A 12,964-nucleotide genomic window follows, 5' to 3' on the forward strand; every position below is an offset into this window, starting at 1 on the left:
TCGCCCATGCTGGGCGCACTGCAAAAAACCGCTCTGGGCAACCCCAGAACGGTTTCTCTCATTTCTATTCTATTTAGTCGCTTGCAGCTTCAACTGCTTTACCCGGGCAACAAATGCCTGGGCAATCTTCAACATGTCGTCGTCGTGTGCCCACATCCGTTCTGGATGCCACTGTACACCTACATGTAGCCCGTCGAGGCTTTCCATCGCCTCAATCACACCATCAGCCGCGCATCCTGTGACTTTGAAGCCCGGTGCTATGTCTTTGACTGCTTGGTGGTGGGAGGTGTTCACGAGCACCTCTGTCTTTCCGAGGGCATCCGCTACAAAGCCAGGCTGCAGCGTAATCTTATGCGCCCCGTATTGCCGTGAACCCTTCTGCGCATGCTGTAATGCTCCTGGTACTTGACTCGGGATATCTTGAATGAGGGTGCCGCCACACGCCACATTCAAAATTTGCATCCCGCGACAAATGCCCAGGATTGGCTTTTTCAGCTCCAGCGCAATCTTGATAATCTCAAGCTCTGTGATGTCTCTTTCGTAATTGATATCGCCCAGCCCTTGCAGCGGGTCTTCGCCGTACAAATGCGGCGACGGATCTTCACCACCGGACAAAATCAAGCCGTCCAGGGATTCGATCATCTCACGAAACGGAGCTTCCTGAATCGTCAGCAGTGGCAAGATCAGTGGAGTACCGCCACTGCGCGCAATTCCGTTCACATAGCCTGAACCTACATAGAAAAACTGGTCGAGATCGTTCTTCGGAAAATACATTTTCGTACATGCCACACCAATGATCGGACGCACGCCAGTCACTCCTTCATACACTCATGATTACTTTTGATTGGAAGCGTACTTGAAGTCGATGAACCCGAGTGCATCTACCACCACATCTTTTACGCTATCCTGCTTCACCCACGCATAGGTGAAATAGTAGATTGGCAACGCAGGCATTTCATCCATGACGATTTGTTCAGCTTTCTTGAGGATTTCCTTACGCTTCGCTACATCCCCTTCTTTGGCAGATTGCGCGAGCAAATCGAGGAACTCCTTGTTTTCCCATTTGGATGTATTCAGTCCACCCTTGAAGACTTCCAGGAAGTTAATCGGATCGTTGAAATCGCCAATCCAGCTTCCACGACCGATTGTGAAGTTTCCTTGCTTCATGTCCTCGCGGTGAACCTTGTTCTCTTTGTTAACCAGTTTGACTTCGATGCCAAATGCTTTGCGCCATTGATCCTGAATGACTGTCGCAATACGTGAATTGACCTCTGACGTATTGTATGCAATCGTGATCGGTGGCAACTCTTTGATCCCCGCTTCTTGCATGCCTTCTGCCAAGAGCTTCTTCGCGGTCTCTACATTGCCGTCTTTGATGTATCCCTCTGGTGTGAGTGCCATGGTTGGTGGGAGAATCCCCGTCGCTGGCGTGCTCTTGTATGGTACGACATTATCGGAGATTTCCTGACGATTGACTGCCGTAGCAAACGCCTGACGAATCTTTTTGTTGTCAAACGGCTTTTGCGTCGTATTGAAAATGTACCAGTACGTACCGGCTGTCGCTTGAGCTTGCATCTTTCCAGATTCTTTCAGAGCATCCAGCGCATCCAGTGGCAAATCGCCCAGTGGTGAGCCTGCCCAATCCAGGTCACCTTTTTCAAACATCGACAGCTCCGTATTGGCATCCTCGATCATGTTCAAGGTCAGCGTGGACAATTTGACAGCGTCCTTATCCCAGTAAGAATCGCTCTTCTCGAATTCGATCTTTGATTTGTGCTCCCAATTTTTCAAGGTGAATGGCCCGTTTGTCATGTACGTCTCTGGCTTAGAAGCCCACTCTTTGTTGCCCTCAACCGCTTTTTTGTTAACCGGGAAATAGGTGACAGATGCAACCAGTTCCGGGAAAAACGGCGCAGGGTTTTCCAGTGTAACAACCAATGTCTTGTCGTCGGTTGCCTTCACACCGACATCTTCGGCTTTTGCCTTGTTGGCGTTAAAGGCTTGCCCATTTTTCAAATAGTACATCTGGTACGCGTAACCGGATGCGGTTTTCGGGTCAAGAACCCGTTTCCATGCGTACTCGAAGTCATGAGCGGTAACCGGATCTCCATTGGTCCATTTGGAGTCCCGCAGATGGAAGGTGTACGTGAGACCATCAGCGGAAACCTCGTACTTCTCTGCGACCGCCTCTTTCAGCTCGCCTTTTTCATTCAAGCGCAGGAGGCCATCAAATGCTGCACGGGCAACAGACATCGAAGGGATATCTTCTGCCAGTCCAGGGTCGATCGTGCTTGGCTCACCAGAATTCAGGTTGACCTGCATCGTTTGAGGGGCGCTACTCTGCTCCTGCTTTGCACCTGTCGTCTCCCCCGTGGTGCTTGCTTGCGGTGTTCCACAACCAGCGAACGCTAAACTGGTTAATAGAACAGCACAAAATGATAGTTTCTTCCACTTTTGCAACAGCAAAACCCCCATCTTAGGAATAATTCTTCTTGATTGTTAGGAGCATGACTAAATAATATTATCTTGAGAAAATTTTGTCTACATCGAAACAAAAGGAGATGGGTCTACATGTTATCCAGTCTTTTTGCCCAAATATCCAGCCTGATCAAGGACGCTGGAGGGGAATGGGGAATCTTTTTCGAAGATTTGCGAACCGGTGAAACCTTATCCATCAACGAAGATCAACGCTTTTATGCAGCCAGTGTGATCAAAGTCCCGATCATGACAGCTGTTTTTGCAGAGGCGTACGCAGGCAAGTTTGCCTTAGAGGACAAAATCAAGCTGCGTGCAGAGGATCTCGTTGGCGGTGCAGGTGTTCTTCAGCATATGACTCCCGGCACTGAATTTACGATTCGCGATCTGGTTACCCTGATGATCATCCAAAGCGACAATACAGCAACGAACATAATGATTGATCTCGTCGGAACAGAGAGCATTCGCAACGCGATGCAAAAAACAGAAATGACAAACAGTCACTTCTACAATAAGCTCATGGTCATCCCAGCCGAATTAGAAGGATACAATGAGGTGACGGCAAAAGACATGGGAAGCCACCTCCGATACTTGGCAACAGGAAAAGTGATCTCCTACGACAGCTGTTTGAAAATGGTCGCCATCTTGAAGACTCAGCAGCACCGTGACCGCATCCCTTTCCTTTTGCCTGACCCAGACGGTGATGTGATCGGGATGATTCCGAAATGGGAAATCGCCAACAAGACTGGCTCTGTGACCAAAATCACGCATGATGTCGGCATCCTCTACATCGGTTCTCATGCTGTCACCTTGTCCATTTTAAACAAGGGACTCGAGCAAAAGGATGCTGCCGACGTCATGGCGCAAATCGGCAATCTCGTTTATCACGTATATAGTCAGAAAGCATAATCCATGTGGCCTGCCATCTCCATTGGCGGGCTTTTTTCTATGTAACTTTGCATGAGAAAAAACAAGCAGGCATTCCTTTCTCCAAGGAACACCCGCTCGTCATCGACTTATTCTTTTTCCAAAATCAGCTTGGCAACGTTCATCGCGCTAGAGAAAGACAGCTCAGACAGCTGACCTTGTCCTTCACACCAGTCACCCGCGAAGAACAGGTTGCGGTAATCTGGCATGAAAATCGGCATTGGCTTCTGATTCATGGTCCACTTGATCTCCTGTACGACTGCACGAGCAGAAACGCGCGGCACAACCAGTTGCTCACGCCAGCCTGGGAAATGCTTGTCATACAGGTTTTCAATCTCTTGTTTGCGGATTTCGGCCGCTTCCTTGTTCCCTACTTCATCCTGACGCATGTAAGCAGTCGCCTGCAGCAGCTGCCCGCCTTCAGGTACACAAGTACGGTCATAATACGAAATATCGGTAATGAAAATATTGTTTGCTTTTTCGTAGATGTACGAGTACGGTACGTCAATTCGCTCTTTCAAGCCAATGTCATACACCATAACAACCGTTGGCTCGTATTCAGCATGCTGTGCAACCGCATGCTCCAGGCGCGTCTCCGCAAAGACCTTCGCCATCTCCTTCGGCGGAATACAGCAAATAAATTCATCCGCCGTAAATTCGCCCTCCGGTGTCACCACTCCAACCACACGATCATTCTCTACTTGGAACTTCTCTACTTTGGTTTTGATCAGAATCGTACCTTGATTTGCTTCAATGATACGTACGAATTCATTGATCAACGCTTGCCAACCACCACCGATATACGCTACCGGTTTATTCGTTGTAAACAAACGACTGTAGTACGCAAAGAATACGTCAGAAGGAATCTTTTCAGGCTCACGTGTGAAGAAGTTAGAAGATGCAAGCGTCAACATCATTTCTCGCACTTCTTCGTTGACTTGCTTTTTCTCCATCCACTTTTGAATCGACATATGTGGATGGCCTTTCTCCATTTTTAGCATCGTTTTCAAAATCTCAAACGTGAACAATACTTTGTCCATGCCTTTTAAGAGCTTCGTTTGGAAAAGTCCTTGTACATTCGCCGGAACTGCAGTCAGATCGCTACCAATATCGTACTTGGCTTTCGTCGGATTGAAATCCTGCCAATCGATGTTCAGACCCAATTCTTTTTCAAACGTTCTCAAAACGGAGCTGTCGCGAGCATAAATGGCGTGGGCACCGAAGTTGAAGTTAAATCCTTTGATCTTCAGTGTAACGGCACGTCCACCCAATTGACCGCGTTCCAAAACTGCAACTTTTTTGCCTTTCGACGACAGGTAGGCGGCACTGGAAAGACCAGCAAGTCCCCCACCTACAATAACAACGTCATAGTGATTGGTTGTCATACACAATCTCCCCTACGCACTAGCGATGTTGAATACATAAGCTAAACCCTATCCTAGTCTAAGGGATGGATAAGGTGGAAGTCAACTATTATTGGACTGTGTCTATTTTTATACTGACTTATACCAATATTTACCTAATGAACCAACTTGTTTACCGCTCTTCTTGAAGCAGTATGCCCCGCTATTCGCCGTATATCCAGCCAATGAAAACACGACAAAAAAGCCCTCTATAGCAGTTATCCGCTTGATAGAGGGCTCTTGCGCCATTGCAAGCAGCGAATTAATCGTTTCGGCGAGTCATTTGCTGCCAAACGGTACCACTAGCCGCCTCGCCGCTTTCAATGCGCTGCACGGCCATTTGGACTTGCAAGCTGACCTCGAACTCGGGATCATTCTGTGCGGCACGCAAAGCGTCCAAGGCGGTTTCATCCCCCACCTCAAACAAGTAGCGAGCAGCGCGCCAGCGTACCAGCTTGTTTTTATCCTTCAACGCTTCACACATCGGTAGAATCGCGCGCGTGTCTCCTAAGTCAGACAAGGTATCGCCCGCTGTGCGTCGTACAGAGACGGAATCATCCCGGAGCGCTTCAAACAACAGCGGGAAAACATCATCGCCGCCGATCATGCCCAGATATACAACCGCCAGCCTGCGAATCGACGGTTTGCCATCACGAAGCGCTTTTTCCAAAACAGGCAAATCCTCTTCGCTAGGCTCCATTCGATCCAGCACTTCATATCTTTTTTGCCAATCCGGATCATCGAGCATCTCCAGCGTAACGACTTTCTTTTCACGCACGACTGGCTCTGGGGTTTCCCCGGGACCAAGCGCCATGGCCTGTTCCACGATTTCTTCTACACGACTCTCCGGATAGGAGGCATCGACTTCCAATGCGACCTCTTCACCAATCTCACGCAAATCGCCGTAACGCACGCCATGCTCGACCCATTTTCGCTCCATGATAAGGTTGGGCGACGCAGAGCCTGCACGCACGGCTGCCTGTCCAAAACGCTCTGGCAGGGCTGCACGAATCTGTTCTGTTCCCATGGTCACCTTGACCTGCATCGGTACACCGCGGAACATTTGAACGTACACTTGCGCCTCTCCAAATGCCCCCGCTTCCTCCGCAGACAGGTCAGGAACAGCCGCTCCTCCACCTGCTTGCAAAACCTCGCGGGCGACTGTCAAAATACGCTGCCAGTCTGCATTAGATTTTCGCTCCAGCGCGAGAAAATCTGCCGTATGAAAAATGGAGGTAACCCCTTCGATCTCCAAGAGCTTGTTCATGAGTTCTGGTGCTTTACTCGCATCTTTCTTTGTATAGACATGTTGGACCCCATCCGGCAAACGCTCGTCTACATTCAGCTTCATGACGTTTGGACTCGGCGTCGGTTCGATGGACAACAGTTTCATATTGAGTCACTCCTTTTTACAGCACACTTGCTTTCTCTTCTATCGTAGCATGTATCCTGATACGTTTTCCAACCCGAGAGATAGGGAAAAGCAGTTTGCCCACTACAACGCCAGCTTGTAGTAATCATTGGCCGACTTTACGAAAAAGCCGCATGATTCATACAGTCCCAAAGCATTGCTGTTTTCACAGGCTACCTCCAGTGATACGTTCTGGTATCCTTCTTTCCCCAGCATCTCGATCGTTTGTGCCAATGCCTGGCGTCCATATCCTTTCCCTTGGTAATCCGGGTGGACACAAAACCCATAAATAAACGCCTTGCCCTCATCCTTGTTCACGCTTATTTTGCCAATGGCCTTATCATCGACAATCATCAAATGTGTGGTGGCCTTGGGATCACCCGCCATGTTTTCGGCCATTTCCCTCGCGCGTTCTTCCTCCATTTGAAAACCATGGACGTTCAGCCAAATCAACGTTTCGTAGTCACTGGCGATCTCCGGTCGAAGCAGCACCTTTCCAGAAACCGTTGCTCTTTGCTTCTCTCCCAAATCCATCCAATATTCCGAGAATTGATATTCCCCACCGATTCGCTCCATAGATGACTTACCGTTTTCTGAATCTCGCTGAACGATAAACAACTGCGCCGGAATGCCTCTTCGTCTGCATGCATCTGCGGCTTGTGCTTGCAACGCTGTGAATATGCCTTTTCTTCTGTAGGCTGGGTGGACCATGCCGCTCACTTCTGCCTCACCGCCATGAAACACGTAGAGCCCCAGAAAGCCAACCAGCTTTCCATCTGCATAACATACAAAATCTTCTTCATGCTCTCCCGAACGCTTTTCCAGCATACTCGGGTTTACTTTGAGATCAATCCCATCCTGCTCATTGCAAATCCCAACCAATTCTTTAATTTGTGCCAGTTCCTCTGAGGTGAGTGTTTTTCTTGCCGTGATCGTATACGTCATAGCGTAAGCACCCTTTCTATGATTAGAAGTATCGGCGTTGCAATTCAGCGACCATATCTTCCAAATTATTGGCGACCTGCGGAATAGAATAGCCTACGTAAAGAGGCGAGGTAACAAACCGGGGAACCACTTTGGCGATCAGCTTTTCTCCCCAATGGTAGAAGAAAAAATTGTAGCTTTGGTTGCGCGGATTGACATGAGTCAGTATCCAATGTGCTAAAATTTGTAAGTAGTCTGCCATTTTCGCCAATCGATCAAAGTCCGATAGAATGACGTTGTATTCAAAAAAACCTGCACGGGGATGCGTAGACAGATTGCATTCAATCCCTGCCTCTTGATCGATTGTCATGCCATTAAAATCACTGTCTTTTACCTGATCCAGATAGTTATAGTCATTTAATCCGACGATCTGCATGTGCGGATGACGGATGCTCCCTCCGGAATACGGGCCGTGGTTTTTGAAAAACAGAACGGAACGATAAGAGTTGCTTTGCTCCATTTCCAGCCACTTCTCTACCCCGAATGCCAGCAATGCTCGTACATGCTCTTTGGAATAGACAGACCAATCCCCTTGGCATTCATCCGTCTCAATCAAAACAGTCTGATGTGTCTCCTCCAGAACAGGGAATTTGTTCATGAGCCAAATCATGGAGCCCCGCTGCTCCAAAACGTCTGTGAGACTGTTTCGATCACAAAAAGGACAGGCCGTTTCTGTGTTGTTTACACTCACTGGCTTTTTTCTGCCTATTTGCATGTTAAAGTGCAAGTGCGTCTGCTTCATTCCCAAGTCCCTCCAGTTTGTGCTACTTCCACTTTACACGCATTTCCTGGGAAAATCATGACGTTTTTTGCCCAGACGACACTTTTGAAACCTCAATTGGACTGCCTATTTTTCAATGTCTGTGGCGTTTGTTTCTTTTTTTATCTCAAATGTTTTACATACAATGGAAAGCAGTGAAACCTGGAAAGGTGTTGGAATTGGATGGAAAAATCATTTTATTATCCTGTTAGCTGGAGCGAGGCCCAACATTACAAAACGTTGCTTGATCAAGAAGGAGTCCCTTATGAAATTCAATCCCCGCTCGATTTGCCTGTCTTGGAAGAAGGTAAGCTGGCCATCGTCTTTCCTTCCATTCCTTTACGGATGTACGTCTGGGTGCGAACCTTGTTCTATCGTGACGGCCTTCGCTATCCGGATACGTTTTCGTTAGATTTCAAACTACATTAATCATGAGAGGAAAGGGACCGGTATCGTCGGTTTTCATAACATAGTAAGAGCGGCATTTCGTATCGTTTATGGGGGAGGTGAAGAAGCTGCCGTCCTACAACATCCGTATCTCGATTGCGAGGCTACGTCTCGATCTGTTCGATGGGAACCGACTCATCCGTTCTTATCCTGTTGCCTTGGGCAAAATTGCCACATCGACGCCACGAGGGGATTTTACCATCATCAACAAAGTCCCCTATCCGAATTCCTATCCGGGAGGTCCTCTGAGTGTATTCGGAACCATCTGGATGGGACTAAGTAAGCCACACTACGGCATTCACGGCACGAACGATCCTTCCTCAATCGGCAAGTATGTATCTCACGGCTGTATTCGCATGTACAATGAGGACGTGAATGCTCTGGCAAAAATCGTGCCCATTGGTACGCCCGTTCGAATCAGACAGCAATAAATAAACATGCAAAGACCCGCCTCTCTTAAACCAAGGGCGGGTCTTCTTTACATAAGATGAGTCTTTTTCGTTCTTTCTGCTTCCGTTTCATCCGCTTCCAAGAATATAAGATATCTTCTTGCTTGCTTGTACATGATCGATAACGTCATTTCCCTGATCTTGTTCATGATCACTTCTTTATCCTCTGGATGCACTTCGGAAGAGAGCTGTTGTTCTTGTAGCTCTAGGTAAGACATCACCCATTCCGGGTCTAACTTATAGGCAGGCAACGACAGCGACTCCTCTACTCTAGTAATCTACTCTAGTCTACAGGTGGAAGCGTCGCATTCCCAGCCCTCAATTACTGGCTACGCCACTAATTATTTCCCTTGCTCCAATTCCTCTACCAATGCAGATAATTCCGCCCAACGCTCAATGGTTGCTTCCAGCTCTGCCGCCACTTGCTGTTCTTCAGCATAGAGCTTTTCGATTTTGCCGTAATCGCTGCCAGACGCTGCAATCTCTTGTTTTAGCTTGACGCTGCGCTCTTCCAAAGCCGCGATCTTTCCTTCAATCGCATCCCATTCCTTCTGATCCTTGTAGGATAGCTTGCGCGTGCGGTTGTTGCCGCGATTAGCCCCGCTGTTGCTTTGCACCTTTTCTGCCTGCTGATCCGCTTCTTGCACCTGTGTTGCTTTTTCCTGACGTCTATCTTCCAGGTACTCGGAATAGTTGCCGTAGTACTGACGAATGTTTCCTTGCCCCTCAAAAGCAAACAAATGGTCAACTGTACGATCGAGGAAATAGCGGTCATGCGATACCGTAATGACTGCGCCTGGGAATTGCTCGAGATAGTCCTCCAAAATACTGAGCGTTTGAATATCCAAATCATTCGTAGGCTCATCTAAAAATAGCACATTCGGCTCTCCCATCAGTGTACGGAGCAGGTAGAGACGACGACGTTCTCCACCAGACAGGCGGGAAATCGGTGTCCATTGCATATGCGGCGAAAACAGGAATCGCTCCAGCATTTGCGAAGCCGTGATCGACTCGCCATTGCTCGTCTGAATGACCTCTGCTGCTTCCTTTACATATTCGATGACGCGCAGCTTTTCGTCCATCTCGACGCTATCCTGCGTGTAGTAGGCGATTTTAACGGTCGTCCCGATTTCCAATGAACCACTATCCGGTTGAATTCTTCCTGCGAGCATGTTCAAAAGTGTCGTTTTTCCACTTCCGTTTGGCCCGATAATTCCCACACGATCACCCGGCAGGACAATATAGCTGAAATCGTTGATCAGTTTTCGCTCACCGTACGCTTTATTGATATTTGTAAGCTCGATCACCTTTTTGCCGAGACGACTGGCCCCGAGTGCCATTTCCATCTTGGCGGCAGGTCCATCTACGGCTTTATCTCGTAACTCCTCAGCCCGTTGCACACGCGCCTTTTGTTTGGTCGTTCGCGCTTTTGCTCCACGACGTAGCCATGCCAGCTCGCGGCGAAGCAGATTTTGCCGCTTGCTTTCTACGGCCGCTTCATTTTCTTCACGCTCTGCCTTTTTCTCTAAGAACATCGCGTAGTTGCCTTCATAGCTGTACAGCTTGCCGCGATCCAGTTCAAACGTGCGGTTCGTCACGCGATCCAAGAAGTAGCGATCATGGGTGACGAGCAGCAAAGCACCCTTGTAGCGTGACAAATACTCTTCCAGCCACTCGACTGTCTCATTGTCAATATGGTTCGTAGGCTCATCCAAAATGAGCAGGTCTGCTGGTTGGATCAAAGCTCGTGCCATTGCTACCCGCTTTTTTTGTCCACCAGAGAGCTCTCCTACCTTTTGCGAGAAATTGTGCAGGCCAAGCTTGGTCAGGATCATTTTGGCTTGTGTATTGCTCTCCCACGCATCAGCCGCATCCATCCTGTTTTGAACAGCAAACAATCGCGCCTGCTTTTTCTCGTCGTCAGGCGACTCTTGAACAGCCTCTAGCGCTGTTTCATAATCACGCAAAAGCTGAATGAGTGGAGAATCGCCGTAAAATACTTGTTCCAGTACGGAGGAGTTTTCGTCGAAATCGGGATTTTGCGGCAAATACTCCACATGGAAATGATTCGCATGAATAATTTTCCCGCTATCCGCTGTATCCAAGCCCGCCACGATTTTCAAGAGCGAGGATTTTCCCGTACCATTTACACCGATCAGACCAATGCGCTCTTGCTCGGCAATATGAAAGGAAATGTTATCAAACAATACTTTTTCTCCATAGCCTTTGGAGAGGTTTTCTACTGATAATATTTGCATGAACGTCACCTGTACTTTTCTATTTGCGTATCGAGAAGCCATATGAATCTTACACTCGATGGTATCATGTTTTTCGCGCAAGCTCTAGGGTGATTCAATGGATTGCACAAATATTGGAATACAATCTCATTAATGGTAAAATATTGAATATAAAGTAATAATGACACATGTACAAAAATAAAATAGGAAGCGTCACCAGCAATCAGGCATGTCAACAAGCCCAAACAGAAGAGGCGTACTCTTTTCATTGAGCACACCTGCTTTTACTCTCCTAACGACGTCCTACTCTTTGCAGCACGCTGCCAATCCGTTCATTTTGGATGACCTCATCTGCCCACGCATCCAATGGGGTTGGTTCCTGATTGACAATGACCAGCTTGGCTCCTCTTTCTTTTGCATGCTGCGGAAACCAATTGGCAGGACTCACCGTAAGCGAAGAACCTAATACGATGAACAAATCGGCTTGTTCCGTCCACGAGATGGCCTGATCGACTTGTGATTGCGGCAAAGATTCGCCAAACAGGACAACACCCGGACGCAAAAATCCTCCGCATGCGCAAATCGTCCCTTGATCCTCCAGATAACGTGTATTGGCATACTCGGTCCCGCAGGCAAGACAGCGGATTTTCGCAAGGGAGCCATGGAGTTCGGCTACAGCCAAGCTTCCCGCCTCTTGATGAAAGCCATCTACATTTTGTGTAATGACCCCATGAACCAATCCACGCCGCTCCCATTCAGCTAAGCACTCGTGTCCGGTGTGTGGCTTGCAAGACAGTAGACCTTGAATGCGCATCTGATAAAATTCCACAAACGCTTCCCGATTTTCCATCATTGCGCGTGTACTCGCGAGTTGCATCGGATCTTTGCCTCGCCACAGCCCAGACTGTGAACGAAAATCAGGCAAGCCACTCTCTGTCGACATGCCTGCTCCGGTGAATACAACGGTAAAGGAAGATGTCCGCAACCAGTGTGCCAGATGATCCATCATGGTTCTCCCCTTCATCTTTGAAAATGTTCTTCTCCTGATTGTAATAGAAGAATGCCGAATTTGGGAGACCTGCCCATCAAGGCACTATCTGTCTTGCCATTCAATAGGATGGATAAACGGGTTGTGGCGTATATCCGGTATGGTAGGGATTCGTGCCATATTGTGGATAACCGGTCGGCTGTTGATAGACTGGGTGCTGTCCATACCCACCCTGCTGCACATAGTTGGCATCGTAATAACCGTAACTGTCTGGCAACTGACTCGAGTAGCCATAGTACGGGTACTGGCTTGAGGCAGCTCTATCTGGCAACTGCCCCTGCTGCTGACATCCTACCGGCGGGCCAATCACGACTGTTTTGGTAAGAGGCGCAAATGTTTCTTTTACCTTTGCTTCATCTAAACAATACGTATGTGCCCACACACTTGCTGGAGTCAACCGCAAAATATCGGAGCCAAAGATCACCTCAGGAGTTGGCGCATCAAAAATAGCCAGTAAGTGCGTATCGTCAGTCAAGGCCATTTCATAGTGCCACCAGCCCAGCGGGATATTGGCAACTTGTCTCGGTTTAATATTATAGTTGAGCAATTGATTGGTAAAAGGATTGATTAGGGACACAATGGCCTCACCAGCGATGCAATACACCAGCTCCGATGCATTTTGATGGATGTGTGGCTCGACAACATTTCCGGTTGTCAGGAAAATATCCAGCAACGAACTGTTACCTAATGTATTTAACTGTGCGATTCCCAGGGAATCGATGAAGTTCTGATCGTCCTTTTTAAAAAACAGATTATTTCTCATATCGTACGTAAACTGAGTATTTGGCGATGTATAGTCGCGATAGGAAGTAGCCATCGTCGT

13 protein-coding genes are annotated in these 12,964 nt (G+C 48.1%); 3 read left to right on the forward strand and 10 right to left on the reverse strand.

Features of this window, described 5'->3' with window-relative positions:
- Positions 1 to 69: 69 nt before the first annotated feature.
- On the reverse strand, positions 70 to 807 hold the full coding sequence (locus tag C7R92_RS30790; RefSeq protein WP_106836761.1) for a gamma-glutamyl-gamma-aminobutyrate hydrolase family protein: 738 nt from the start codon (positions 805 to 807) through the stop codon (positions 70 to 72).
- Positions 808 to 834: 27 nt separating this feature from the next.
- A complete protein-coding gene (locus C7R92_RS30795) occupies positions 835 to 2,460 on the reverse strand; it encodes a peptide ABC transporter substrate-binding protein (RefSeq protein ID WP_106836815.1) in 1,626 nt (541 codons plus the stop codon).
- Positions 2,461 to 2,571: 111 nt separating this feature from the next.
- On the opposite strand from C7R92_RS30795, the gene C7R92_RS30800 reads away from it, so the two are divergent.
- Entirely contained in the window at positions 2,572 to 3,384 is an 813-nt protein-coding gene (locus tag C7R92_RS30800) for a serine hydrolase (RefSeq protein ID WP_106836762.1), read from the forward strand.
- Between the two features lie 107 nt (positions 3,385 to 3,491).
- On the opposite strand, the gene C7R92_RS30805 is transcribed toward C7R92_RS30800, so the two are convergent.
- The 4 genes from C7R92_RS30805 to C7R92_RS30820 form a co-directional block, all read right to left on the reverse strand.
- Positions 3,492 to 4,787, reverse strand: a complete 1,296-nt coding sequence (locus C7R92_RS30805) for a phytoene desaturase family protein (protein WP_017247658.1) — start codon at positions 4,785 to 4,787, stop codon at positions 3,492 to 3,494.
- A gap of 280 nt (positions 4,788 to 5,067) precedes the next feature.
- On the reverse strand, positions 5,068 to 6,198 hold the full coding sequence (locus C7R92_RS30810; protein ID WP_106836763.1) for a virulence factor: 1,131 nt from the start codon (positions 6,196 to 6,198) through the stop codon (positions 5,068 to 5,070).
- A gap of 102 nt (positions 6,199 to 6,300) precedes the next feature.
- A complete protein-coding gene (locus tag C7R92_RS30815; protein WP_106836764.1) occupies positions 6,301 to 7,161 on the reverse strand; it encodes a GNAT family N-acetyltransferase in 861 nt (286 codons plus the stop codon).
- Positions 7,162 to 7,183: 22 nt separating this feature from the next.
- Positions 7,184 to 7,942 (reverse strand): DUF4931 domain-containing protein, encoded by a 759-nt coding sequence (locus C7R92_RS30820; RefSeq protein WP_106836765.1) that lies wholly within the window; start codon positions 7,940 to 7,942, stop codon positions 7,184 to 7,186.
- Between the two features lie 201 nt (positions 7,943 to 8,143).
- Here C7R92_RS30820 and C7R92_RS30825 point away from each other — a divergent pair, with 201 nt between their 5' ends.
- A complete protein-coding gene (locus C7R92_RS30825) occupies positions 8,144 to 8,389 on the forward strand; it encodes a hypothetical protein (RefSeq protein ID WP_007727802.1) in 246 nt (81 codons plus the stop codon).
- A gap of 68 nt (positions 8,390 to 8,457) precedes the next feature.
- Positions 8,458 to 8,838: a L,D-transpeptidase gene (locus tag C7R92_RS30830; protein WP_170831621.1), complete on the forward strand. Its 381-nt coding sequence runs from the start codon at positions 8,458 to 8,460 to the stop codon at positions 8,836 to 8,838.
- Between the two features lie 47 nt (positions 8,839 to 8,885).
- Here C7R92_RS30830 and C7R92_RS30835 read toward each other — a convergent pair whose 3' ends face one another.
- The 4 genes from C7R92_RS30835 to C7R92_RS30850 all read right to left on the reverse strand — a co-directional run bounded on the left by C7R92_RS30835 (position 8,886) and on the right by C7R92_RS30850 (position 12,958).
- Positions 8,886 to 9,107 (reverse strand): hypothetical protein, encoded by a 222-nt coding sequence (locus C7R92_RS30835; protein WP_069850378.1) that lies wholly within the window; start codon positions 9,105 to 9,107, stop codon positions 8,886 to 8,888.
- Between the two features lie 90 nt (positions 9,108 to 9,197).
- A complete protein-coding gene (locus C7R92_RS30840) occupies positions 9,198 to 11,114 on the reverse strand; it encodes an ABC transporter ATP-binding protein (protein ID WP_106836766.1) in 1,917 nt (638 codons plus the stop codon).
- 271 nt (positions 11,115 to 11,385) lie between these two features.
- The gene (locus tag C7R92_RS30845) at positions 11,386 to 12,099 is read right to left on the reverse strand and encodes an NAD-dependent deacylase (protein WP_106836767.1); all 714 of its coding nucleotides are present in this window, start codon (positions 12,097 to 12,099) and stop codon (positions 11,386 to 11,388) included.
- Between the two features lie 103 nt (positions 12,100 to 12,202).
- Complete coding sequence (locus C7R92_RS30850) at positions 12,203 to 12,958, reverse strand: cupin domain-containing protein (protein ID WP_069850384.1); 756 nt, start codon at positions 12,956 to 12,958, stop codon at positions 12,203 to 12,205.
- Positions 12,959 to 12,964 lie beyond the last annotated feature (6 nt).

The organism is Brevibacillus porteri, from assembly GCF_003013475.1.
Lineage (GTDB): Bacteria > Bacillota > Bacilli > Brevibacillales > Brevibacillaceae > Brevibacillus > Brevibacillus porteri.

What these genes read in the sequence shown, in the direction of transcription:
- C7R92_RS30800 (WP_106836762.1), top strand. Translation starts at nt 2,572, where the DNA reads ATGTTATCCAGTCTTTTTGCCCAAATATCCAGCCTGATCAAGGACGCT.
- C7R92_RS30805 (WP_017247658.1), bottom strand. Translation starts at nt 4,787, where the DNA reads ATGACAACCAATCACTATGACGTTGTTATTGTAGGTGGGGGACTTGCT.
- C7R92_RS30810 (WP_106836763.1), bottom strand. Translation starts at nt 6,198, where the DNA reads ATGAAACTGTTGTCCATCGAACCGACGCCGAGTCCAAACGTCATGAAG.
- C7R92_RS30815 (WP_106836764.1), bottom strand. Translation starts at nt 7,161, where the DNA reads ATGACGTATACGATCACGGCAAGAAAAACACTCACCTCAGAGGAACTG.
- C7R92_RS30820 (WP_106836765.1), bottom strand. Translation starts at nt 7,942, where the DNA reads ATGAAGCAGACGCACTTGCACTTTAACATGCAAATAGGCAGAAAAAAG.
- C7R92_RS30825 (WP_007727802.1), top strand. Translation starts at nt 8,144, where the DNA reads ATGGAAAAATCATTTTATTATCCTGTTAGCTGGAGCGAGGCCCAACAT.
- C7R92_RS30830 (WP_170831621.1), top strand. Translation starts at nt 8,458, where the DNA reads ATGGGGGAGGTGAAGAAGCTGCCGTCCTACAACATCCGTATCTCGATT.
- C7R92_RS30840 (WP_106836766.1), bottom strand. Translation starts at nt 11,114, where the DNA reads ATGCAAATATTATCAGTAGAAAACCTCTCCAAAGGCTATGGAGAAAAA.
- C7R92_RS30845 (WP_106836767.1), bottom strand. Translation starts at nt 12,099, where the DNA reads ATGGATCATCTGGCACACTGGTTGCGGACATCTTCCTTTACCGTTGTA.
- C7R92_RS30850 (WP_069850384.1), bottom strand. Translation starts at nt 12,958, where the DNA reads ATGGCTACTTCCTATCGCGACTATACATCGCCAAATACTCAGTTTACG.